This is a genomic window from Kribbella sp. NPDC055071, from assembly GCF_053608045.1.
The window spans coordinates 342,783-365,098 of record NZ_JBSGUS010000003.1 but is presented as its reverse complement, the minus strand read 5'-3'; the positions used below and the strand labels follow the sequence as shown (position 1 = coordinate 365,098).

Annotated in this window: 20 protein-coding genes; 6 read left to right on the top strand and 14 right to left on the bottom strand. The window is 68.7% G+C overall.

Features of this window, described 5'->3' with window-relative positions; all coding sequences use genetic code 11:
• Together ACWF4Z_RS08390 and ACWF4Z_RS08385 are read left to right on the top strand one after the other, a co-directional pair.
• Nucleotides 1–195 carry a hypothetical protein gene (locus ACWF4Z_RS08390; RefSeq protein ID WP_452242289.1) on the top strand — a complete coding sequence of 65 codons (195 nt, stop codon included), beginning with the start codon at nucleotides 1–3 and terminating at the stop codon, nucleotides 193–195.
• Nucleotides 196–217: 22 nt separating this feature from the next.
• Nucleotides 218–1,594, top strand: coding sequence for an SPFH domain-containing protein (locus ACWF4Z_RS08385; RefSeq protein ID WP_452242288.1), 1,377 nt, complete (start codon nucleotides 218–220; stop codon nucleotides 1,592–1,594).
• Nucleotides 1,595–1,666: 72 nt separating this feature from the next.
• Here ACWF4Z_RS08385 and ACWF4Z_RS08380 read toward each other — a convergent pair whose 3' ends face one another.
• From ACWF4Z_RS08380 to ffh, 8 genes are all read right to left on the bottom strand, one after another.
• The gene (locus ACWF4Z_RS08380) at nucleotides 1,667–2,794 is read right to left on the bottom strand and encodes a S1 family peptidase (protein WP_452242287.1); all 1,128 of its coding nucleotides are present in this window, start codon (nucleotides 2,792–2,794) and stop codon (nucleotides 1,667–1,669) included.
• 89 nt (nucleotides 2,795–2,883) lie between these two features.
• Nucleotides 2,884–3,522 carry a LuxR C-terminal-related transcriptional regulator gene (locus ACWF4Z_RS08375; RefSeq protein WP_452242286.1) on the bottom strand — a complete coding sequence of 213 codons (639 nt, stop codon included), beginning with the start codon at nucleotides 3,520–3,522 and terminating at the stop codon, nucleotides 2,884–2,886.
• Complete coding sequence (locus ACWF4Z_RS08370) at nucleotides 3,513–4,745, bottom strand: histidine kinase (RefSeq protein WP_452242285.1); 1,233 nt, start codon at nucleotides 4,743–4,745, stop codon at nucleotides 3,513–3,515. The genes ACWF4Z_RS08375 and ACWF4Z_RS08370 overlap by 10 nt, the downstream gene beginning before the upstream one ends.
• 132 nt (nucleotides 4,746–4,877) lie before the next feature.
• A complete protein-coding gene (locus ACWF4Z_RS08365; RefSeq protein WP_452242284.1) occupies nucleotides 4,878–6,236 on the bottom strand; it encodes an N-acetylmuramoyl-L-alanine amidase in 1,359 nt (452 codons plus the stop codon).
• Between the two features lie 106 nt (nucleotides 6,237–6,342).
• The gene (locus tag ACWF4Z_RS08360) at nucleotides 6,343–7,437 is read right to left on the bottom strand and encodes an amidohydrolase family protein (RefSeq protein WP_452242283.1); all 1,095 of its coding nucleotides are present in this window, start codon (nucleotides 7,435–7,437) and stop codon (nucleotides 6,343–6,345) included.
• 213 nt (nucleotides 7,438–7,650) lie between these two features.
• Complete coding sequence (locus tag ACWF4Z_RS08355) at nucleotides 7,651–8,811, bottom strand: lytic transglycosylase domain-containing protein (RefSeq protein ID WP_452242282.1); 1,161 nt, start codon at nucleotides 8,809–8,811, stop codon at nucleotides 7,651–7,653.
• A gap of 281 nt (nucleotides 8,812–9,092) precedes the next feature.
• On the bottom strand, nucleotides 9,093–10,448 hold the full coding sequence (locus ACWF4Z_RS08350; protein WP_452242281.1) for a lytic transglycosylase domain-containing protein: 1,356 nt from the start codon (nucleotides 10,446–10,448) through the stop codon (nucleotides 9,093–9,095).
• Nucleotides 10,449–10,633: 185 nt separating this feature from the next.
• Entirely contained in the window at nucleotides 10,634–12,196 is a 1,563-nt protein-coding gene (gene ffh / locus ACWF4Z_RS08345; protein ID WP_452242280.1) for a signal recognition particle protein, read from the bottom strand.
• Between the two features lie 145 nt (nucleotides 12,197–12,341).
• On the opposite strand from ffh, the gene ACWF4Z_RS08340 reads away from it, so the two are divergent.
• The 3 genes from ACWF4Z_RS08340 (at nucleotide 12,342) to ACWF4Z_RS08330 (ending at nucleotide 14,754) form a co-directional block, all read left to right on the top strand.
• Nucleotides 12,342–12,779: a hypothetical protein gene (locus ACWF4Z_RS08340; protein WP_452242279.1), complete on the top strand. Its 438-nt coding sequence runs from the start codon at nucleotides 12,342–12,344 to the stop codon at nucleotides 12,777–12,779.
• Nucleotides 12,780–12,782: 3 nt separating this feature from the next.
• A complete protein-coding gene (locus tag ACWF4Z_RS08335) occupies nucleotides 12,783–13,808 on the top strand; it encodes a hypothetical protein (protein WP_452242278.1) in 1,026 nt (341 codons plus the stop codon).
• A 151-nt stretch (nucleotides 13,809–13,959) separates the two neighbouring features.
• The gene (locus ACWF4Z_RS08330; RefSeq protein WP_452242277.1) at nucleotides 13,960–14,754 is read left to right on the top strand and encodes an arginase family protein; all 795 of its coding nucleotides are present in this window, start codon (nucleotides 13,960–13,962) and stop codon (nucleotides 14,752–14,754) included.
• Here the strand turns inward: ACWF4Z_RS08330 and ACWF4Z_RS08325 are convergent.
• Genes ACWF4Z_RS08325 through ACWF4Z_RS08310 form a run of 4 tightly spaced genes read right to left on the bottom strand, consistent with a single transcriptional unit; the run spans nucleotide 14,743 to nucleotide 19,737 of the window.
• Nucleotides 14,743–15,783: a DUF2332 domain-containing protein gene (locus tag ACWF4Z_RS08325; RefSeq protein ID WP_452242276.1), complete on the bottom strand. Its 1,041-nt coding sequence runs from the start codon at nucleotides 15,781–15,783 to the stop codon at nucleotides 14,743–14,745. The two genes, ACWF4Z_RS08330 and ACWF4Z_RS08325, sit on opposite strands and share 12 nt — an antisense overlap.
• Nucleotides 15,784–15,793: 10 nt before the next feature.
• A complete protein-coding gene (locus ACWF4Z_RS08320; protein WP_452242275.1) occupies nucleotides 15,794–18,058 on the bottom strand; it encodes a [protein-PII] uridylyltransferase in 2,265 nt (754 codons plus the stop codon).
• Nucleotides 18,059–18,397, bottom strand: coding sequence for a P-II family nitrogen regulator (locus ACWF4Z_RS08315; protein WP_130387643.1), 339 nt, complete (start codon nucleotides 18,395–18,397; stop codon nucleotides 18,059–18,061).
• Nucleotides 18,394–19,737, bottom strand: coding sequence for an ammonium transporter (locus tag ACWF4Z_RS08310; RefSeq protein WP_452242274.1), 1,344 nt, complete (start codon nucleotides 19,735–19,737; stop codon nucleotides 18,394–18,396). The genes ACWF4Z_RS08315 and ACWF4Z_RS08310 overlap by 4 nt, the downstream gene beginning before the upstream one ends.
• Nucleotides 19,738–20,000: 263 nt before the next feature.
• On the opposite strand from ACWF4Z_RS08310, the gene ACWF4Z_RS08305 reads away from it, so the two are divergent.
• The gene (locus tag ACWF4Z_RS08305) at nucleotides 20,001–20,669 is read left to right on the top strand and encodes a TetR/AcrR family transcriptional regulator (protein WP_452242273.1); all 669 of its coding nucleotides are present in this window, start codon (nucleotides 20,001–20,003) and stop codon (nucleotides 20,667–20,669) included.
• On the opposite strand, the gene ACWF4Z_RS08300 is transcribed toward ACWF4Z_RS08305, so the two are convergent.
• Together ACWF4Z_RS08300 and ACWF4Z_RS08295 are read right to left on the bottom strand one after the other, a co-directional pair.
• Nucleotides 20,598–21,839, bottom strand: coding sequence for a hypothetical protein (locus tag ACWF4Z_RS08300; protein ID WP_452242272.1), 1,242 nt, complete (start codon nucleotides 21,837–21,839; stop codon nucleotides 20,598–20,600). The genes ACWF4Z_RS08305 and ACWF4Z_RS08300 overlap by 72 nt on opposite strands.
• A complete protein-coding gene (locus ACWF4Z_RS08295; protein ID WP_452242271.1) occupies nucleotides 21,836–22,294 on the bottom strand; it encodes a sigma factor-like helix-turn-helix DNA-binding protein in 459 nt (152 codons plus the stop codon). Before ACWF4Z_RS08295 ends, ACWF4Z_RS08300 begins: the two co-directional genes overlap by 4 nt.
• Nucleotides 22,295–22,316 lie beyond the last annotated feature (22 nt).

Here is a 22,316-nt window from a genome sequence, read left to right as displayed (position 1 = left end):
ATGGTAGGCAAGCGGGGGCGCGTGATCGGACGGATCGCACCCGGGATCGTCGGTGAGGTGATGCTGCCGGTGCGGGGTGCCACCGAAGCCTTCTACGCTTACCCAGCGACCGACGAGGTGATCGAGGTAGGGACCCAGATAGTCGTCGTCGACTACGACCCGCCCCGGACCGTCTACGTCGCTCGCGCCATCTAACTCGTCGTTCCCTGGAGGGGAAATGCTCTGGACGTACGTGATCGTCGCCGCTGTGGCGGTGGTCGTCCTTCTCATCCTGTTCCGGACGGTCTGGCGGGTGGCAGAGCCGAACGAGGCGCTGATCATCTCCGGCCTCGGCGCACACTCGAGCCAGGAGCAGGTCAACGAGACCCTTGGCTTCAAGATCGTCGTCGGCCGCGGCACCGCGGTCCTGCCCGGCTTCCAGACCGTACGGCGGTTGCCGCTGGACATCCGCGCGACACCGTTGACGGTGACCTGCGTGTCGAGCCAGGGCATCCCGCTGCACATCAAGGGCGTGACGGCGTACAAGGTCGGTGACGACTACGGCTCGATCGCGAACGCGGCCCGGCGCTTCCTGGAGCAGAGCGACGAGCAGGTGATGAGCACGATCCACGAGTTGTTCGCGGGTCACTTGCGCGCGATCGTCGGTTCGACCACGGTCGAGGAGATGCTGCACGACCGCGAGACGCTGACCACGAACATCCGCGGCTCATTGGCCGGCGACATGGAGAAGCTCGGCCTGGTCGTCGATTCGCTGCAGATCCAGGAGATCGACGACGAGTCGGGCTACATCCGCAACCTGGGCCGGCCGCAGGCCGCGGCGGTCGAGGCGGCGGCACGGATCGCGCAGGCCGAGCGGGACCGCGAGGCCACCGAGCGCGAGCAGGTCGCCGCGGCCGCGAAGGCCGCCGCGATCCGGCAGAGCGAGATCGCCAAGGCCGGGTATCAGGCCGAGGTCGACCAGGCCACGTCGAAGTCGTTCCAGGCCGGACCGCTGGCGGCCGCGCTGGCCAAGCAGGAGGTTGTGGTCGCCGAGACGGAGACCGCGAAGCTGAATGCGTCCCTGGCCGAGAAGCAGCTCGAGTCGTCGGTGCTGAAGCCGGCCGACGCCGAGGCGTACAAGCAGCGCACGCTGGCGCAGGCTGCGCGTGACGCCCAGATCGCGGCCGCGGAAGCGAACGCCCGCGAGGTCCAGCTGCGCGGTGAGGCCCAGTCGAAGGCGACCGAGCTGAACGGTAAGGCCGAGGCGGCCGCGGTCCAGGCGAAGGCGATGGCCGAGGCGGCCGGTATCAAGGCCCGTGCCGAGGCGCTGGCCACCAACACCGAGGCGGTCGTGGCGCAGCAACTCGCCGAGGCCTACCCGGAGATCGTCAAGGCCGCGGCGAGCTCGTTCGAGAAGGTCGGCAACATGGTCGTGCTGAACGGTGCCCAGGGCATCGAGGACACCCTGGTGAAGACCATCACGATGGGCGGCTCCGGCTTCGCCCTGGCCAAGCAGCTGATCGACTCGCTCTCCACTCCGAAGGACAGCGCCGCCAACGCAGCCAAGAACGGCGCCGCGCCGGCCCTGGCGTCGGCGCCGGACGAATCGGCCTGACCTGAGCTCGGCCTGACCAGATCGAGGTGTCCCGGATCCCTTGTTGCGCGGGGGATCCGGGACATCTCTTCGTTAGGCGGTCTGCAGGGTCAGGCCGTACGCCTGCAGGATCTCGTTGACCGGCTGGAACCACGTCTCCCCGCCGCTGCTGCAGTTGCCCCAGCCGCCGGACGTGACGCCCTGCGCCTGGTCACCGGTGATGAACGACCCACCGGAATCGCCACCCTCGGCGCAGACGTTGGTCTTGGTCGCGCCGTAGAACAGTGCGCCGTTGCCGTAGTTCACGGTCTCGTTCTTGGCCAGGATCGTGCCGCAGTGCCAGTGCGACGTCGAGCCACTGCGGCAGACCGACGAGCCGATCGGCGCCTCCCACGAGCCGCGGACCAGTGAGTCGCTGACCTGACCCCACCCGAGTACGACGGGAACGGTCCACCAGCCATAACCGACCGAGACCCAGGCGTAGTCGTTACCGGGGAACGACCAGCCCTGGAACCAGCCCTGGTCCGAACCGTCCCAGCCACGCACCAGTCCGCTCCGGCCGCAGTGCCCGGCGGTGACATAACCGCCGTACACGGAGAAGCCGATCGAGCAGCGGATGTTGTCGACGTAGTACGGGTCGCCGCCAACGGTGCCGGCCGCGAACGTCCGCGGCGCCTGTGCCGTGACCTCTCGAACCGTCACCGCACCGGCCTTGGCGACCTTGGCCACGAACGCGTCGACGGCCTGGGATCGCTTACCTGCTTGGACATTGATCACGACGCTGCCCGTGCGGGGATCGGCAGACCAGCCGCTGACCGCATCCGGTACGGACTTGCCGGCCAGCTTGTCGACCGCTGCCTTGCGCTTGTCCAGTGCGGCAGCCGGCTCGGGTACGGCGGTGGTCTGAGCGCCAGTCGCCCGTACGGCGGCCGCGTGGCCGGTGCCGACCAGTCCGATCACCAGCTCGTGGCTGGTCGGGTCGAGCCATGCGCCGCCGAAGTCAACGCCGGCTGCTTTCTGAGCGGCAGGCAGGAGCTTGGCGGCCGACGTCTCGGCCGTGAGGCGTTCCCGCATCTGCTGCTCGGTCAGACCGAAGTCTCGCTGCATCGCAGTGGCCTGGCCGGGGACTGTGATCGGCTTCGGCGGTGGCTGCGTCGCTATGGCCTGACTGGGGACGGACACCGCACTCACCGCAAGCACGGCGGCTAGTAGGACTTTCATGGGGACTCTCCTTCACCTAGGGGCGGTTCGGTGGGTGAGAGCGCTCTCAACATGAGAGGGTGGCCTACGTTGTCAGAGCCGTCAAGGGCTCACAGACCAAGGTGCGCGAGTACGGCGAGCACCCGGCGGTGACCGGAATCGGTCGGGGGCAGGTCGAGCTTGAGGAAGACGTTGCCGACGTGCTTGTGCACTGCGCCTTCGGAGATCACCAGTTTGTCGGCGATCGAGGTGTTGCCCAGGCCTTCGGCCATCAGTGCGAGCACCTCGCGTTCACGGGGTGTCAGCCGGTCCAGCGGGCTGCTGCGCTTGACCATCAGCTGGCTGACGACCTCCGGGTCGAGCACGGTCCCGCCGCCGGCAACTCGCCGTACCGCCTCGAGGAACTCGTCGACCCGGGACACCCGGTCCTTCAGCAGGTATCCGACGCCTTCACTGCCCGCCGCGAGCAGCTCGGCCGCGTAGACCTCCTCGACGTACTGCGAGAACACGAGCACCGGAAGCCCGGGCCGGATCCGGCGAGCCTCGATCGCGGCGCGCAAGCCCTCGTCGGTGAAGGTCGGCGGGAGCCGTACGTCGACCACCGCGATGTCCACCTCGTACGCCGCCATCGCCTGGGCGAACTCGTCCGCGTCGGTGGCCACCGCGGCGACCTCGAAGCCGGAGTTGTTCAGCAGCAGGCTCAGGCCTTCGGCGAGGATCGGGTTGTCCTCGAGGATCATCACCCGCACGGAAGGATCACCTCGACGGTGGTCGGTCCGCCGATCGGGCTCTGCAGCTCCAGGTGACCGTCGATCGCCTGCACCCGGTTGAGCACGCCTCGCAGTCCACTCCCCCGGCCCAGCAGATCGGAGTCCTCGTTGATGCGCGCTCCGCCGATCCCGTCGTCGGTGACGGCCAGGTAGAGCTCCGGTCCACGCCGTTCCAGCTGTAGCTGGACCGTGCCGGCGGCGGAGTGCTTGGTGATGTTGGTGAGCGACTCCGCGACAACGAAGTACGCAGCGGCCTCGACAGCGGCCGGGACCTGCCCGAGCTCGCCCAAGCGCAGGTCCACCGGCAGCGGGCAGCGGGCGGCGAGTGCGGAGACCGCACCGGCCAGACCGCGGTCAGCCAGGATCGGTGGGTACATGGTCCGCAGCACGCCGCGAAGCTCGCTCATTGCCTGCTCTGCACCGTCCCGGGCGTCATCCAGCAGTTTGGCTGCCTTCTCCGGATCCGTCGCCATGGTCTGCTTGGCAACGCCGATCCGCATCGCCAGCGAGACCAGCTGCGCCTGCGTCCCGTCGTGCAGGTCGCGTTCGATCCGGCGTAACTCTGCGCCGTGGGAGTCCACCGCACCGGCCCGGCTCTTCGTGAGCTCCTCGACCCGCTCCTCGAGCCGGACCGTCTCCAGCTGCGCTTGACTCGGCGCGAGCAGCTTGAGCACGGCCTTTGCGTGCCCACGGGCTGCCGCCGGAGCTACCCAGCCCAGGCAGACCAGACCGATCAGAATCTGTAGCGGACCGAGTGTGAACGCGTCGAACCAGCTGTTGACGCTGAAACCCACCAGCGAGAACTCACCCGGCTGGAGCGGCCACAACACCATGCTGAGCAGCGCGGCCGGAATCGCGACGACGGAGACCACCGCGATCGCCAGCTCGGGGATCATCACGAGCGGACCGAGCAGACACCACAGGCTGCGCGTGAACGACTTGTCCCGAACCAACGTGACGACGTCGCCCGGCCTGCGCGGCGTGGCGGGCGGCAGCGGTTCCGCTTGCGGTATGCCGAGGTACTTCGCCGCCCGGTAACGCTCGCTGTTCGCCAGCCGAACCAGGCCGGCCGTGGCGCCCGGGATCAGCCAGGCGAAGATCAGGCTGACCGGTAGCGCCGCGAGCAGCACTACCGACTTGAAGTAGCGAATGAACAGGTATCCGCCGGCTGGTCCACCCCGGGACAGGATCTTGGTCAACATGCCTCAATCCTCCGGTCGCAGGACGCCTGAGTCGGTACAGCAGGCTCTACTCTTCGCTGGGGTGCCCACTGGATCGTACCGAGCGTCCGGCGTACCTAGCGTGCTATTGCATGACGAAGAGCTCGCCTGTAGTCAGGTGCATTCGGGGACGCCGGGGAGCTTGGCGTTCGGATTGTCGATGTAGATGTTGGTCATGTAGCCGCCCTGGTCGCGCAGCTTCGACCACCAGTTGTTGGTCGTGCCTTCGGCGGTCACGGGGTCGCCCTGGACCTGGCAGGTGACGAACACCTGCGTGGGGCCGGGCAGCTCGGTGATGATCGACGCGGTCAGCTTCGGCGCCGAGCGGACCCGGACTCCGCTGCCGTAGGTGGTGAAGTTGTACTCCGGCGGGTTCGGGTCGCCGCCGTTGACCATCTGCATGTAGTAGTCCCAGTTCCAGTTCGGACCTGGGTCGGTGTGAGTCTGGTTCGGCATCTCGACGTGGCCCTTGATGTGGGCCCGGTCCTTCGGGATACCGCGGCGGTCGGCGATGTTGCGGGTCAGCGCGGCCGACGAGCGGTACATCGCGTCGGTGAACCAGGACGGCTGGTCGACGAAGCCCTCGTGCTCGATGCCGATCGTGTAGCCGTTCTCGGTTCCGACGTGCCAGGCGGTGTCCTTCTCGGCCACCATCTGCGTGACCTGGCCGTCGCTGGAGCGGATCACGTAGTGCGCGCTGACCTGCGCGGCCGGGTCCTTGAACCAGCTGATCGTGCCGGCGTACGAGCCTTGGGTCACGTGGATGACGATCGTCGTGATCGCCTTGGTGCGGCCGACGCGGTAATTGCAGGTACAGGCCGGGTTCCAGATCGCGCCCGGGTAGTCGACCGCCGCGACGGAGGACGGCGTCCGGGTGCCGAGCGGGGCGACCTTGGCGTAGGCGCCGCGCTCCGGCACGACCGCCTTCGGCGCCGTAAGGACGCCGGCGGCACGGACTCCGGTACCGATGATCCGGTAGACCTCGTCGGTGTACAGGCGAGCGGTCGGGGCGTCGGCGGAGTGCGAGTACTTCGCGACGACGCCGTACCACTTAGCGAGGTCGGATCGGTCGGTCAGCCTGGCGGCGTCGGCGTACGCGTCCAGGACGGCCGCGGCGCCGAGGATGTTCGACGCGTTGTCCTTCGAGAGTTGTGCGATCGGCAGGCCGGTCAGTTTGGTTGCCTCTGACAACGTTGCGTTCTGGTTGTTGCTGACCAGGTGCATGACGCCGTAGCCGTTGGCCTGGCTCGGCTCGCCGTTGTGACCCTCGAGATGCGACTCGGCGAACCCGATGCCGACGAGCACTTCACGCGGTACGTCGTACTTCGCGGCGGCGGTCTGGAACGCGGACGCGAGATCCGGCCGACCGGCGGGCTGGGACGGCTCGGCCGCGGTGCTCGGCAGCGCGGTGAACGCGAGGGCGCCGGCGATCAGGAACGCGGACAGCGTGGGTATGCGGGCGGTTCTACCCATGACGGATCCTTTCGGATGCGGTCCACCGAGGGGCGTCGGTGGTCCCGAGCGTCACGGTAAGGCAAGATCTTCCGGTCATGCCAGTTTTTGAGTGAATTTTTTCCCGTCACCGTGCGAAAACGACGCGACCACGCAGTGCGATCAGGCGCGGGTGCGTCAGTACGGCGAGATTCGCGCGCGGGTCCTCGTCGTACACGACCAGGTCGGCCGGATCGCCCGGCCGCAGTTCACTGGGAGCGCCGAGCCACTCGCGCGCACCCCACGAGCCGGCCTTGAGAGCTTCCTCCCCGGACATCCCGATCCCGGTCAGGGCCTGGATCTCCTGCGCCACCAGGCCGTGCCCGAGCACCCCGCCCGCGTCGGTGCCGGCATACACGGGTACGCCGGCGTCGTACGCGTCACGCAGTCGGTCCAGCCGACGGGCATAGAGGTCGAGCATGTGTGCCGAGTACTTCGGGAACTTGGCGGCGGCCTGTTCGGCGTACTGCGGGAAGTTCTCGAGCTGGATGATGGTCGGTACGACGGCCACCCCGTGCTCGGCCATGTGGTCGAGCATGTCCGGGAGGACGCCGGTGGCGTGCTCGATGCAGTCGATGCCGGCGGCAAGCAGGTCCGGAAGCGCGTGCTCGCCGAAGACATGGGCGGTGACCCGGGCGCCGAGCTCGTGGGCGCGGGCGATCGCCGCGCTCAGCGCCTCGGCCGGCCAGCACGGGGTCAGGTCGCCGGCGTCGCGGTCGATCCAGTCCCCGACCAGCTTGACCCAGCCATCACCACGGCGCGCCTCCTGGTCGACGTACGCGACCAGCTCGTCGGGCTCGATCTCCCAACCGTAGTTGCGGATGTACCGCTTCGAACGGGCGATGTGCCGGCCGGCCCGGATGATCTTCGGGAGATCCTCGCGGTCGTCGATCCAGCGCGTGTCCGCGGCCGAACCGGCGTCGCGGACCAGCAGCGCGCCGGCCTCACGGTCGGCGATCGCCTGCTCCTCCTGCGTCTCCACGTCAACGGCACCGTGATCGTCGACCCCGATGTGGCAGTGCGCATCCACCAGGCCAGGCACGATCCAGCCCCCGGTATGCACGGTGCTGACCTCACCAGTGGTGGGCCGGTCGACGACCAACCCACCACTGAGATAGACCTCGTGCCGCTCCCCACCCGGCAACACCGTCCCCACCAGCCTGAGTACACCGGAAGCGCTCATACCCCCGACCGTATCCCGCCCCACGGTCGCGCTCCTCCTCGAACCGCGCCCTGTCCCACCCCCCACCGCAGTTGCCTGGCTGACCCACGAATTTGGCTGGGCCACCCAGGAAATCGGGGGTTACTCACCCTGGTTACGGGTCACAAACCCCCGATTTGCCTGGTCTACCAGGCAAATCGGGAGGGAGTCAGACGGGGTGAACGGTGGAGCGGGTTAGCCGTGTGAGCCGCCGCCTGGAGTGCACGTCGGTGTGCCCGGGTCGTTGCTGGGGCACGGTGTGCCGCTCGGAGTCTCCGTCGGCGTCGGCGTCGGGGTCGGAGTGGGCGTCGGAGTCGGCGTCGGCGTGGGGGTCTTGGTCGGCGTGGTCGTCGGCCGTTGGGTCGGACGCGTCGGCGGCCGGTGCGTCGGATCGGTCCCCGGCGGGGTGTCGATCGGATCCGGCAGCGTCACCGCACCGCTCGGAGTCGTCGGCCGGCTCGACGGCACCGGCGTGGTGACCGCCTGAACCGGCGGCGTGGCCGGGTCGTCCGGGATGGTCGGCACCGCGCGCGGATCAACCTTGCGCTCGGCGTTGCCGATCGACCGCGGGATCGACAGGTTGCCCTTCTCGTTCGGAATCAGGACAGCGTTCTTGCTGTAGACCCGCATCCACTTGAGCACGGTGGCGACGAAGTCCTTGGAGTGCTGGTACCGCAGCAGGGACTCGACCAGGTCGCGCGGCTGCTTCAGGTTGTCGCCCTCGGCGCACAGGACCACGGCGACCGTGGTGACCGCGTCGTACACGTTGTTCGGATTGCGGTAGCCGTCGCCGTTGCCGTCGGCCCCGAACTCGTCCCACACCTGCGGGATGATCTGCATCGGACCGACCGCACGGTCCCAGGTCAGGTCGGTGTCGTACCGCCCCTTGTCGGTGTCGGTGATGCGGCCGTTGCCGCCGCGGCCGTTCAGCACCGGGCCGAGGATCTTGCCGCGGGTGGTGCCGGCCACGTCGACCCGGCCGCCGCTGGCGTGGTCGGACTCGACCTTGCCGATCCCGGCCAGCAGGGGCCAGGTCAGTCCACAGTTCGGCCGGACGACGGCGAGATTCGCGGTGGCGCGGCGGTAGGCGGGAAAGACTCCGCGCGGGATGCCGTTGACGGCCCCCGCGCGCCCGGGCCGCACGACGGACCTTCCGTCGGTCGCACCCTGGACGGGCACGTCGGCGCGAGCGGGCTTGTCAGATCCGAGCCGGCCGTCCACCCCTGGACGCTGCGGCACGATCATCGTCAGTTCGTCGAACTCACCGCTGTTCAGCCCGGCTCCAGGCGATGGAGCGACCGGGCTGTCCGCCGCGAGTTGACCGGAGGCACCGGTCCCACCCGCCGCGACTGTCACGACGGCCCCGACCAGGAGCGGGGCTGTGCACAGTGAAGCGATGATTATTTTGACCCGACGGTTACCACTACGGGTTAGGCGCATAGTCCCCTCAACGATCCATACGCCAGAAAGTTACATCAAGACGACGCAAAGTTACCTGACCCGCCAACACCACTGAAAACGGGCACCCATCAGGCGTAAATCGGCGCAGGAGAAGGCGCGAGGACGCGGGTAGCCTGCCCCGTTACCCGAGGCTGAAACGCAGTTGCGACAGTTCGTTCAGGTACCGGGCTGCTGGTTCAGTTGCCGGGCTGCGGTGCCTGCTCCGGGCCGTTGGCCGACTTGGGCGGCGTCGGCGTGTCACAGGTCGGCGTGGTGGGGTCGTCCGCAGCCGCGTCGGCTGTAGTGCCGCCCGCCGGGGCAACCGGCGTCGTGGCCGGCGTGTCCGTCGGAGCAGGCGTGGGGGTCGGGGTGGGCGTCGGCGTACAGGTCGGCGGCTCCGGCGTCCCCGGCGAGTTGGTCGGCGGAGTGGTGGGCGGGGTCGTCGGGTGGGTCGACGGCGGCGGCGTGTACGGCGGAGTCGGGGTCGGCGTCTGGTGCGGACGCGTCGGCTTCGTCGTGGGCAGGGTCGGCATCGTCGTGACCGGCGTCGACGTACCAGGCTTGCTCGGCGTCGGCGTGGACGTCGTCGGGACCGGGGTGGTCGGCAGGACCGTCGGCGTCGGCGTCGGCGTGGGAGTCGTAGCCTCGCGGGTCGGGTCGGTCGGGTTGTCGACGTTGCCCGCATCGGTCGGGTTGGTGATCGTGCCCGTGGTGTCCGGAATCGTCACCGTCTGCTTGCTGTAGGACTGCATCCACCGCAGCACGGTCGACACGTAGTCCATCGAGTGGTTGTAGCGCAGCACCGCCTGGACCAGGCCTTGCGCGTCACCCAGGTTCGACCCGCCGGCGCAGAGGTAGTCCCCCGCCGCCCTGGCCGCGTCGAACACGTTGTGCGGGTCCTTGACGCCGTCACCGTTGCCATCCGCACCGAACGACGTCCAGGTGCCCGGGATGAACTGCATCGGCCCGACGGCACGGTCCCAGCTGGTGTTCCCGTCGTACACGCCGTGGTCGGTGTCGGCGATCGCTGCCATGCCCGCGGATCCGTCGAGCACCGGGCCGAGGATGTGGCCGCGGGTGTTCCCGTTCGCGTCGACCTTGCCGCCGCTGGCGTGCGCGGACTCGACCTTGCCGATACCGGCGAGCAACGGCCAGGTCAGATGGCAGCCCGGCATCGAGGCCGCGAGGTCGTTGGCCGCCTTCTGGTACGCCGCAAGCACCGTGCCGGGGATGCCGGACGCGTCACCGGTGATACCGGGGATGGGCTGCACAGTGCCGTCCGTCGTACCGGTGATCGGCACCTGGACGGTGGACTTGCCCTGCGACGGCAGACTGCCGTCGACACCCGGCTCGGACGGGACGTTGTTCGCCAGGTCGTCGAACACTGCGTCCTGGCGTGGAGCGGCCAGCGCGTGCGCGTCGACGATGAACGTGTTGGACGTGACGCCGCCGACCACGAAAACGGCGACCATCGCGGTGGGAGGCGCCAAGCAGACCCAGGTGGCGGTCAGCTTGCCCCGCCACGTGTCCAGGTTCTTGAACTGCTGCCTCATCCGAACCGTCCTTCGACGCATTCCGCAGTGTGTGTTCCGGGCGTACGGACGATCTTAGCCGCGACGAGGTCGTGGGCAACCGATAACGGTGCGCCACTTCATGCAGTCACCAGGTACCTAAGGGGCAATCCACTCCCCTGTCACTGCGGGTTCACGAGGCGTGCTGCCCGAACGGGCAGCCGGGTCTACTTGCCGCCGCCGAGCATCTTCTTCAGGTCGTCCGGAAGCTCGAAGTCGCCACCCTGCCCACCGCCGAACGCGGCCGGGAGCTGGCCCGGCAGCGGCGCCTCCGACTCGGGGCTGCCCTGGTTCGCCCGCTTGGCCGGGTTGCCCGAGCCGCGCTTCTTCCCCTTCTTCGCCTGCTGCTTGGCCTTCCGCGCGCCGCCCGCACCGGCGCCGGGCATCCCCGGCATACCGGGCATCCCCGGCATGCCCTTGCCGGACGCCATCGCGGACATCATCTTCCGGGCCTCGAAGAACCGGTCGACCAGACCGCTCACGGTCGAGACCTCGGTCCCGGAACCCTTCGCGATCCGGGCCCGGCGGGAGCCGTTGAGGATGTGCGGATCGGCCCGCTCGGCCGGCGTCATCGAGTGGATGACCGCCTCGATCCGGTCGATCTCGCGCTCGTCGAAGTTCTCCAGCTGGTCCTTGAACTGGTTCGCACCGGGCAGCATGCCGAAGATCTTGGTCAGCGGGCCCATCTTGCGCACCGACTGCATCTGGGCGAGGAAGTCGTCCAGGGTGAAGTCCTTGCCACCCTTCTTCTGCAGCTTGGCCGCGGTCTTGGCGGCCTCCTCCGCGTCGAAGGAGCGCTCGGCGCTCTCGATCAGGCTCATCACGTCGCCCATGCCGAGGATGCGCGACGCCATCCGGTCGGGGTGGAAGACGTCGAAGTCCTCGAGCTTCTCGCCGTTGCTGGCGAACATCACCTGGCGGCCGGTGACCTGCGCGACCGACAGGGCGGCGCCACCGCGGGCGTCACCGTCGAGCTTGGTCAGTACGACGCCGTCGAAGCCGACACCGTCGAGGAACGCCTGCGCGGTGTTGACCGCGTCCTGACCGATCATCGCGTCGACCACGAACAGCGTCTCGTCCGGGTTGACCGCGTCACGGATGTCGGCGGCCTGCTTCATCAGCACCTCGTCGACGCCCAGCCGGCCGGCCGTGTCGACGATGACCACGCTGTACTGCTTGGACCGCGCCTCGTCCATCGCCTTGCGGGCGACGTCGACCGGATCGCCGACGCCGTTGCCCGGCTCGGGCGCGAAGACCGGCACGCCGGCGCGCTCTCCGACGACCTGGAGCTGGGTCACCGCGTTCGGCCGCTGGAGGTCGGCGGCGACCAGCATCGGGGTCTGGTGCTTGGTGTCCTTCAGCCACTTGGCCAGCTTCCCGGCCAGGGTGGTCTTACCAGCACCCTGCAGACCGGCGAGCATGATCACCGTCGGCGGGCGCTTGGCGATCCGTAGCTCGCGGGTCTCGCCGCCGAGGATGGTGACGAGCTCCTCGTTGACGATCTTGATGACCTGCTGGGCCGGATTCAGCCCGCCCCGGACCTCGGCGCCGCCGGCCCGCTCGCGGACCGACTTGATGAACTCGCGCACCACCGGCAGGGCGACATCGGCCTCCAGCAACGCGATCCGGATCTCCCGGGTGGTCGCGTCGATGTCGGCATCGGTCAGCTTGCCCTTGCCCCGCAACCCCTTGAACGCACTGGACAGCCGATCGGAAAGCGTGTCGAACACGAGAAACAGCCCATTCCCTCAGAAGCCATGAACTCCCCGAGTCTACCGTCCGCTGCCACCCGGACCCCGCTGTGGATAACTCGAACCCCGTGGCGCGTTTTGCCGCTAGCGTTGCGACCAGTGCCGGACGAGATCGGGAGGACCCATGGCGTTGGACGTCGGACAGTTCAACCAGGCGTACCTGCGGGCGCAAGACGCCGTACGGCGCGACCCCGGAGCTGACCTGACCGGGGTGCAGGACGCTCTGCGCGCGCTCGTGCCTGCCGACGCGTCCGAGCACGACCGGACCTGGACCACGGCCCTGATCGAGGAGCTGGCCGAGCCAGCCGAGCCCGAGCGGCAATGGAGCGCCTTGTACGACGAAGCCGGCCGCATCCACGCCGATGCGTACCGGATGACCGGCTCACGGTCCGAGCGGATCTCCGCCCTCGCCGACGCCCGCCGGCGGATCTGGGCCGTCGCGGATCGAGCCGACCAGGACGAGGCGCCGCACATCCGCGCGATGACCATGACCCTGGAACATCTCGAGCAGGAGCTGCGCGACTCGGACTGGCCGGTGGACTCCAGCGAAGGTGACGGCTAGCTCGTGAACGACTTGGTCCCCCGCGACTCCCCGACGTACGGCGAGTTCGCGCGCCTGCATCGGTTGGCGCGGAGCCTGCGCCCAACCGGTCCCGACCGGTGGAACGGCGATCTCTACACCAGCTCTGCCGAGAACGCGTGGGGTGGCTTCGACCCACGCACGGGCGCGATCCAACTCTCCGACACCACTGTCCTGCCCTATCTGACCCGCGAGACGATTCCGCAGGCGTCCGCGGCCCAGTCGCAGGCACTGGCGAGCGTTCTGCACGCGTCGACCCGGGCGAGTATCGCGATGGACGATCCGGCCGCGCGCAACGCCGTACGGTCCGACCATTCGCTCAGCCTGCATGCCGGCATCGCGGAGCTTCGCACGCGCGACGACTTCAAGCTCTTCACCCGGCAGGCCGGGTACCGCGAGCTCCAACTGCCGCCGGAGCGCTACGAAGGCGCCTACAAAGCTGCCGCCAGTCTGGTGGAACAGGCCTCCGGCGTACGACGGGATCGGGTGTCGCTCGTCAACGAGCTCAACCAGGGTCCGGTCTCGGCCCACTTCGATCGCCTGGCGCACGGCGTCGTTCAGAACCGTTTGTGGGACGTCGTTCCGCATCATCAGGACCATCAGCAGGCGGCACTGGCGGCGATTCAGCAGCCGATGATTCACGAGGCATGGCCTTGGTTGGTCGAGCAGCCGAGCGAGGTCGGTCAGCGCGTCGGGGACGAGATCCGGAGCGGGGTGAACGCGAAGGTCGACCAGATCCGTCGGCACTACCAGCGTGACGCGCGCACGCCGTTCGAGAGCGAAGGTGCGGAGCGAGAGGTTCGCCCGGACGGGAATCAGCGTCCCGCTCCGTCCACAGCTCAGGAGAACCCCGGGACGCGGTTCCTCGGAGCCCAACCATCGGCCGCAGGTGCCGTCGAGTCGCCGCCCGTGCTGGGCGACGGATCTCGTCGCCGCGATGCCGGGGCGGGACGTGCACCCGGGAAGACGGCACACACCACGCATCCAGCCAATCGGCCGCGTGGTGTTTGACAGTGGTCGGGGCGGCCAGGAGGATCTAACCAATAGATTCCGATCTAGTGGTTAGGGGTGGGGCGTGGGCAAGCGCCGCGTAGTGCTGGATGGGCCTTCCAACTTGGGGTTACGACCGCCGGTCGAGGGCGCCGTGCCAGGGTGTTACAAGTTGGCGGGTGCGCTGCGGGATCTGGGCTTCGTGGGGCGGATCGGCGCCGAGGACGCGGGGTGCGTGACGCCGCCTCGGTACGACCGGGCCGGATGGAAGCCTGGGGACGGGGTGTTCAACGCGGCCGCGATGGCGTCGTACTCGGTGAAGCTCGCGGATCGGATCGGGGAGCTGATCGGCGCCGGGAAGTTCGTCGTGCTGCTGGGTGGAGAGTGCAGCAACCTGCTCGGGCCGGCGTTGGCGTTGAAGCGGCTCGGACGGTACGGCGTCGTGTATCTCGACGGCCACTCGGACTTCCGCACTGTCGACAACGCGCCGTACGTAGGAGCAGCGGGCGGCGAGGCACTCGCGCTGGTGACCGGGCGCGGCCAGCCCGATCTCACCGACCTCGAAGGCCGCGGGCCGTACGTCCGAGACAGCGACGCGGCGCTGCTGGGGATCAGAGCGGACGACGAGTACGTCGCGGACGTCCGGACGGCCGGGATCCCGGTCTGGCCCGCGACGGACGTCGCCGCGGATCCGGCGAAGGCAGCCGACGGCGTGCTCGATCACCTGCACGAGACCGAGTTCTGGGTGCACCTCGACGTCGACATCCTCGACGCCGCGATCATGCCCGCGGTCGACAGCCCCGACCCGGGCGGGATCGACCACGCCCAACTTCGGGCCCTTCTCCGTCCGTTGCTCGCGGCACCGACCTGCGTCGGGATCGACATTGGCATCTTTGATCCCGATCTCGACCCCGACGGCGTCTACGCGGCCGAGCTCACCGACACCCTGGTCGCATCACTCAACTGACGAGGCCCAGACCAGGTTCTGGCCGTGGGGCTCGATCCGCCCGAGCACTCGGCGTACGCCGCCCGGCCAGGTCTCCAACTCGACCAGGAACTCGTGCGGCGGCTCAGCCGTCGGCTCGAACCTCAGCCGCGCCAACGGCGTCGACTCGTCGGCCTGCTCCCCCAGCTCGGCCATCCGCTCATCCACGGCCGCGCGGTCGTCGACAGTCAGGTACTGCCACATGATCGAGTGCCACAACACGGTCACGTGTCCCTGCGAGAGCTCCAGCCCGCGCACGAAGGAGACCGCGTCCTCACGGTGTACGTCCGCCGGCACCTGCCGCGCGACCTCCACAGCAGCCCGTAGCCGTTCCAGCCGCTCGGACATGTCGGCCCACACGTACGACGTCAACGTGCGAGCGCCCTCCGTGGACAGCGGGTTCACCGGCGCAATATCGGACCCGACCCGCTCTGCGACCCGGAGGGCGACCGGCTCCAGCTTGCGCCCCGACCACGCGTCCTCGATGACCACCGGGCTGTCGGCAGCGCCGTACGACTCACCATCCGCGACATACCGGAAGTGATCCGCCCGGAGGTTCAGCCCAGCGCTCGCGCCGATCTCGAACAACCGCACCGGCAGCGACACGTCCTGCACCAGCTGCAGCAAACCGCCGTAGAGCGCGGCTGACCGCCGCACCTCGTTGGTCTGCGGTGGCTGGGTCAGCAGGGCCCGCACCTCGGCAGACCGGGACTGCAGCACCTGCTCGAACGCCTCCCACCCGAGCACAGGGTCCCACTCCCCACCGACACTCGGATAGAACTGCGCAAGCTCGGGCACCTGCCCCGCCAGCACCAAGCCGTGGACGGCGCCCAGCAGCCGCAACCCGATCACGGACCCCGGTGGTGGGTCCTCGTATCCCGCGAGTACCTCGGTGGCCACTCCGCCGACCTCGTAGTTGTCCACGAGTCGCCGGAGGAGCTCGGCGTACATCGGGGACCCAAGGTTCTCGCACCGGACGGCCTGACGCTGGAGAGACCCAATGAGCAGCACGGTGTTGAGACTAGGCCAACCGATCCAGGACCGATTTGGCCGTTGTGCGCGCGTCCTCTTCTTCGAGGGGCGAGCCATGGCGATCCGTCAGGTAGAAGACGTCGACGCACTCGGCGCCCAGCGTGCTGACGTGTGCGGACCGGACATCCGCGCCGGTAGAGGCTATGGCCGCAGTGACGTCGTACAGCAGTCCTGGCCGGTCATGCGCACGCACTTGCAGCACCGTGGCCGTTTCGGACGCCTCCGGCAACAGATCCACCCGGCTGGCGACTCGGCCGCGTGCTGCGGACGAGTCACGCGCGGCCAAGCGTCGTACCAGGTCAGCGGGATCGCGCAGCGCGACGGCCAGGCGGTCACGCAGCCGGATTGGGTCGGGTGGCGATCCAGCCACGGTCCACTGCGAAATCCCCAATCCATCAACGGATGTGAGCACGGCAGCCCGCACTGCGAGTCGCTCCACCGCCAGCACGGCGGCAACCGTCGAGAACGTGCCCACTTGGTCCGGTACGGCGACGTTGATCCGGAGATCACCGTGATGGTCGGTCACCGTCAGGCCTAGCCGGCCAACGCCCACCACCTGATGCAGCACAGGCACAGGAATCGGCGGGGCGTCGGTCCACATCCCCTCGCCGCCCCCGGAGAGCTCGCCACGGACGCGCCGACACAACTCACCCACCAGCCGCATCCGCCACGGCGATGACGCCGCCGGACCGGCCGCCCGCGCATCGGCGTACGTGAGCGCCTCCAGCAGGTCCAGCGTCTCCGTGTCCCGGACGATCCCCACCACCAGGTCGACCGTCATCGGGTCGTCCAGATCGCGCCGAGTGGCGACCTGCGCAAGCATGAGGTGCTGCCGGACCAACCGCGTGATGATCTCCGCATCCGCGGCGGAGAATCCGATCCGCCGAGCGACGGTCCCAGCGATGACCGCACCGGTGACACTGTGGTCGCCGGGAACCGCCTTGCCGAGATCGTGCACCAGTGCGGCGACCAGCAGCAGGTCAGGCCGCCGTACGTCGCGCACCATCTTCGAAGCCTCGACACACGTCTCCAGCAAGTGCCGGTCAACGGTGAAGCGATGAATCGCGGACTGCGGCGGCCGGAACCGCACTGTGTCCCACTCGGGCAGGATCCGGGTGATGTAGCCGGCCTGGTCCAACGCCTCCCACACTTCAAGCAGTCCGTTGCCCGCACCCAGCAGGGCGCACAGCAACCGCAGGGCCTCACCCGGCCAGGGCTGAGGCAGGTCTGCGGCCGAAGAAGCCAGCCGCGCACACACTGCAGGCGAGAGAACGAGCTCACGATCCGCAGCGACCGCGGCAGCACGCAGTCCGAGCACGGCGTCCCGCTCGGGGCGAGCGTCGGGCATCAGCACGACCTCACCCTCGTGCTGACCGACGCCCTCGTCGAGGGCTACCAGCGTCGGCCCACCGGTCCGCTGCCCCCGCCGCCTCGACCGCGGCGGCTTGTTCATCAGGCTCTCCACCCGCCGCCAGGACACATCGGACAGATGCGCCAGCGTCCGGCCGGTCGAGTACACGTGCCGCAGCAACTCCTCCCGACCGGAGAACCCGAGACCCGCAGCGACCTCACCGGCAACGTCGGCGACCAGTCTGTCCGTAGAGCGACCCGCGACCGTGTGCAACTCGTCCCGCACGTTCAGCAGATCGAGCCGTGCCCGCTCCAGCACCGGATGCGGTACGTCGATCAACCACGACGCCACCAACGCACGCAGTACGACGGCGTCCCGCAGACCGCCGTACGCCTCCTTCAAATCCGGCTCGGCCAGGTGCGCGAGCTCTCCCACGCTCGAAGCGCGGTCCCGGCACGCCTGGGCCAATCCAGGTAGCCGAGAGCGCGCGGTACGACGCCAGTCCGCCATCAGCACGGACCGCAGTTGCAAGGTCAGATTGGAGTCGCCGGCCACGTGACGCGCGTCCAGCAACCCAAGGGCCACCCGGACGTCGTCGGCTGCGGCTTGGCGCGCCTCGGCCAGCGTCCGGACGCTGTGATCCAGCTTGGTCCGCGAGTCCCACAGCGGATACCAGATCTGTGCTGCAAGCTCGTCCACCCGTGGGTACCCCTCGGCGTGCACGAGCATCACGTCGAGATCGCTGTACGGCGACAGCTCCTCCCGGCCGTAGCCGCCGACCGCGACCAGCGCGACGCCCTCGGTGGGTACACCGAGGGCGTCACAGGCCTTGGAGAGGAGCAGGTACAGCAGCGCGTCGGCCTCCTCGGCACGCGCGCGCCGCTGTGCTGCCCGATCGACCATCTAGAGGGCGTCTCCGTCCAGTTCTCCGGTCCGCACCCGGACGATGCTCTCGACCGGTGTCACCCAGACCTTGCCGTCACCGATCTTGCCGGTCTGCGCGGCCTTGACGATCACGTCCACCACGTCCGCGCCGTCACCGTCCTCCACGACGACCTCGAGCCGGACCTTCGGAACCAGGTCCACCTCGTACTCCGCGCCGCGATAGACCTCGGTGTGGCCCTTCTGCCGGCCGTAACCGCTCGCCTCGGTGACCGTCATGCCGGTGACGCCGAACGTCTCCAGTGCGGCCCGGACGTCCTCCAGCTTGTGCGGCTTGACCACCGCGGTGATCAGCTTCATGCCTTGACACCTTCCTTCTCCGAGGCCTCAGTGGTGCCATTCTCCGTCTCGGCCGGAGCCGGGCGGGACAGCGCGCCGCGCAGACCGGCCGAACCGAGGTAGTCGTACGCCGTCTCCGCGTGCTCGACCTGGTCGACACCGGTGACCTCGTCGTCCTCCTTGAGCCGGAAGCCGATCGTCTTGTCGATGACCTTGCCCAGGATGAACGCGACGGTGAAGGAGTACAGACCGACGACCACGTTGGCCAGCGCCTGCCGGCCCAGTTGCGTGACGCCACCACCGTAGAACAGGCCGTCCACGGCCGACGGGGCCGCCGCCGTACCGAGCAGGCCGATCGCCAGCGAGCCGAACAGGCCGCCGACGAAGTGCACGCCGACCACGTCGAGCGAGTCGTCGAAGCCCAGCCGGTACTTCAGCGACACCGCGCCGCAGCAGATGGCGCCGGCCGCCAGGCCGAGGATGAGAGCACCGATCGGCGAGACCGCGCCACAGGACGGGGTGATCGCGACCAGACCGGCGACCGCACCGGACGCGAGTCCGAGCGTGGTGGCCTTGCCGTGCACGATCCGCTCGACGATCAGCCAGCCGATCACGGCCGCGGCGGTGGCGGCCTGCGTGTTCACGAAGGTGACGGCGGCGGTGGTGCCGGCGCTCAGCGCGGAGCCCGCGTTGAACCCGAACCAGCCGAACCACAGCAGTCCGGCGCCGAGCAGGACCAGCGGCAGGCTGTGCGGCCGCATCGGGTCCCGCTTCCAGCCGACGCGCTTGCCGAGCACGATCGCCAGTGCGAGCGCGGCGGCGCCGGCGTTCAGGTGGACCGCCGTACCGCCGGCGAAGTCGACTGCCTTCAGCTTGTCGCCGATCCAGCCGCCGTTGCCGTCGTCGAGGAACCAGACCGAGTGCGCGACCGGGAAGTACACCAGCAGGGTCCAGCCGACCACGAACGCGATCCAGCCGCGGAACGTGGCCCGGTCGGCGATCGCACCCGAGATCAGCGCGGGGGTGATGATCGCGAACATCAACTGGAAGGCGACGAAAGCGAGCGTGGGCGTCGTCCCGCTCACCGCCTCCGGTGCGAGCAGGCCCTTCAGGCCCACCTCGGAGAAGTCACCGATCACGTGGCCGGTGTCGCCGGCGAACGTCAAGGAGTAGCCGACCACCACCCACAGAATCGTGACGACGGCGATGGTGATGAAGCTCATCATCATCATGTTCAGCACGCTCTTCATGCGCACCATGCCGCCGTAGAAGAAAGCCAGTCCCGGTGTCATCAGCATCACCAGGGCGGCACTGGCCAAGACCCAGGCGGTATCGCCGGCGTTGATCTCCATCAACGTCATCCCTTCCATCGAACGGGGTGGCCGGCGTCCTCAATCGGGAGAACTCCACAACGCCGGGGAGCCCGCGCGCAGCCACAGGGACACCGTGTCGGCGCGCGGTTTCAGCCGATCGGTCGATTTGTTTCAGGCATGTGACAAAGCGGGCACTGAGGTGACATCGAGGTGACATCGGCCAGACCGGACCTCGGTATGGCACTCTGGCCTGGACCGCACGGGCCCGCAGCCGCGCCACTGCACCCGTCCGACACGTGGGGACACCAGAAATGGAGACGAATCAGGGAGTAAGGCCGCGCCGTGGCAGGCCGCGCGACCCGGATGCCGAACCAAGGATCCGCAGGTACGCCGTGCAACTGCTGCTGGAGCGTGGATTCGACGGAATGACGGTGGACGACGTCGCCGAAGCCGCTGGGGTGGGCAAGGCGACGATCTACCGCCGTTGGGCCAGCAAGGAACTGCTCGCGAACGACGCGATGGCGGATCTGTTCGCCATCGAGATACCGGACACCGACACGGGCTCGATCGCGGGTGACCTGCGCCTGGTCTACCGCTACGCGCTGTCGTTCGTCCACAGTGAGAGGGGATTGGCAGTCATCCGGCTGGCGGTGTCGGAGGCGAACCGGGACGCCCGGTCCGCCGCGATCTACCGCGAGGTCCTGGAGCGCCGCATCGCGCTGACCAAGGACGCGCTCGACCGGGCCCGCGCCCGGGGCGAACGGGTCCGCAGCACGGCAGATCCGGTGCTGATGGTCGAGTGGCTCGCCGGAGTGTTCGTGATTCGTGCGCTGACCGGTCAGCCGATGCCGCCGCGGGAGGACGCGGACCACCTGGCCGACCTCACGTTGCGAGCGATCATGGAGGATCTAGGGCCGGACACCGGGTCCCACGGCCACTCCGTCTACGGCCAGCTCGGTGACTCGCCGTACTCTGCCTGAGGGCAGGTCCCAGGCTAGGACCCAGCCTCGGACCTGCACCAGGACGGTGCCGTCGTCGTACCACCCGAGGACGGCGCAGCAGCCCGCCTCCCGCAGGGTGTTGGGATCGGCCGGCGCAGTCGCCCGAGAGGTGTCGGGCTGTCCCAGCACGAGCAGGCGGCTGGGGCGAGTCCGGACCGTTGAGATGGCTGCCACCACCTGTGGCTGCTCGGGGACCTTGGTCGGCACTTGGGGCAGGTCATTGGCGATGAACAGCCGGGCCGCCGTGACAGCCGAGGTGGAGGTCTGACCCACCCACTCCTGGACCGGCAACTGGAGATTGTTGGTCGGGTTCCACTGCCCGTCGTCCATGTACCGCAGCACAGCCCCGGCCTCGAGCCGGAACGGCGCAGTGATCGCCTCGGAGTCGTTCGCACCGGTAACTCGCGTTAGTGGCTGCTCGCCGTCGCCGCCCTCACCCACGAGCACGCGGTAGGCCACACCAGGTCCGCTGACCAGGACCCGTTGCGAATCGCTGAGCCAGGACACGCTCCGGATATCTCTGCTGGGCAAGGCGTAATGGGTGACCTCGGCCGTCGCCGAGTCCACTGTGACCAACTGACCCGGCTGTGGGAAGGCAACGAGCCGGCCGTTCGGTGAGACGGCCCCTGAGCTCAAGGGCATCCCAGTGGCGATCGGGGCCAAGTCGACCGGCGCCATCGCCCAGGTGGAGTCGTTACCGACCAAGAGTGGGCGGAAGGTGTCGCCCTGCCTGCCCAGCACCACAGCAGCGATCAGGTCGATCGGGTGCTGCTCGAGCTGCTGCACCTGGTCGGGCAACTGGAGCCGATCACCCAACGGGGTGTGGAGCTTCTCCAGGAACCGCTCGCTACCGCTGGGCGGAGCCATCCAGTAGTCGATCCCCCCGATCTGCCCGGACGGATCGAGATCGTCCGAAGGGGTGGTGGGTACGGGCGGCGGCGTCGGCTCAGCCTTGTTGCCGTAGCCGACGCCTACCCCGATGGCCGCGACCACCGCCACGAACACCACGAGGGCGATGCCGATCAGGATGCTACGGCGAGTACGCCGTCGGGTCGCCAAGCCTTCAGCCCAGGCTGCATCGGCCAGGTCAGGCTCTGACAGGCCGACGGCTGCGCGGTAGAGCAGCGGCTGGACGTCCTCGCGCCTCACCGCGTCTCCCCCGAACCCGCGTCACGCCAGTCCCCTGCACCGAGCGCCGTCCGAAAGTTACTGAAGGCGGTCAGTCCGTGTCCGTGCACGGCCGGCTGCGACAGGCTGAGGATTTCGGCCACCTCGAACTCGGTGAGCTCCTCGAGGTGCAGCAGCACGAGCACAGTGCGCTGCACGGGCGTCAGGCCGGCGAGTGCGCGCTTGACCGGGTCGTCCTCGTCCGGGAACGCCTTCACTCGGCTCCAGCGCGCCAAGGCCGGCTGGTAGAGCAAACCCTGGACGAAGATGTCCGGGTCGTCCAGCTTTCCCCAGCGCAGCGAGAGCCGGGTGAAGGCATGCAGAAGTACCTCCTCGGCTCGCTCGAGATCGCCGTACACGAGGTACGCCGTCCGGAGCCATCTACCCTGCCGCGCATCGACGTACGAGGCGAAGTCCGGGTCGACGGTTTCGCGCACCTAGCCTCCTGCCCCCACCCTC

Coding starts and splice junctions, on each gene's coding strand:
- ACWF4Z_RS08310 (WP_452242274.1), bottom strand. CDS start 19,737: ATGACGTTGATGGAGATCAACGCCGGCGATACCGCCTGGGTCTTGGCC.
- ACWF4Z_RS08390 (WP_452242289.1), top strand. CDS start 1: ATGGTAGGCAAGCGGGGGCGCGTGATCGGACGGATCGCACCCGGGATC.
- ACWF4Z_RS08365 (WP_452242284.1), bottom strand. CDS start 6,236: ATGGGTAGAACCGCCCGCATACCCACGCTGTCCGCGTTCCTGATCGCC.
- ACWF4Z_RS08315 (WP_130387643.1), bottom strand. CDS start 18,397: ATGAAGCTGATCACCGCGGTGGTCAAGCCGCACAAGCTGGAGGACGTC.
- ACWF4Z_RS08305 (WP_452242273.1), top strand. CDS start 20,001: ATGGAGACGAATCAGGGAGTAAGGCCGCGCCGTGGCAGGCCGCGCGAC.
- ACWF4Z_RS08385 (WP_452242288.1), top strand. CDS start 218: ATGCTCTGGACGTACGTGATCGTCGCCGCTGTGGCGGTGGTCGTCCTT.
- ACWF4Z_RS08360 (WP_452242283.1), bottom strand. CDS start 7,437: ATGAGCGCTTCCGGTGTACTCAGGCTGGTGGGGACGGTGTTGCCGGGT.
- ACWF4Z_RS08340 (WP_452242279.1), top strand. CDS start 12,342: ATGGCGTTGGACGTCGGACAGTTCAACCAGGCGTACCTGCGGGCGCAA.
- ACWF4Z_RS08380 (WP_452242287.1), bottom strand. CDS start 2,794: ATGAAAGTCCTACTAGCCGCCGTGCTTGCGGTGAGTGCGGTGTCCGTC.
- ACWF4Z_RS08320 (WP_452242275.1), bottom strand. CDS start 18,058: ATGGTCGATCGGGCAGCACAGCGGCGCGCGCGTGCCGAGGAGGCCGAC.
- ACWF4Z_RS08350 (WP_452242281.1), bottom strand. CDS start 10,448: ATGAGGCAGCAGTTCAAGAACCTGGACACGTGGCGGGGCAAGCTGACC.
- ACWF4Z_RS08370 (WP_452242285.1), bottom strand. CDS start 4,745: ATGTTGACCAAGATCCTGTCCCGGGGTGGACCAGCCGGCGGATACCTG.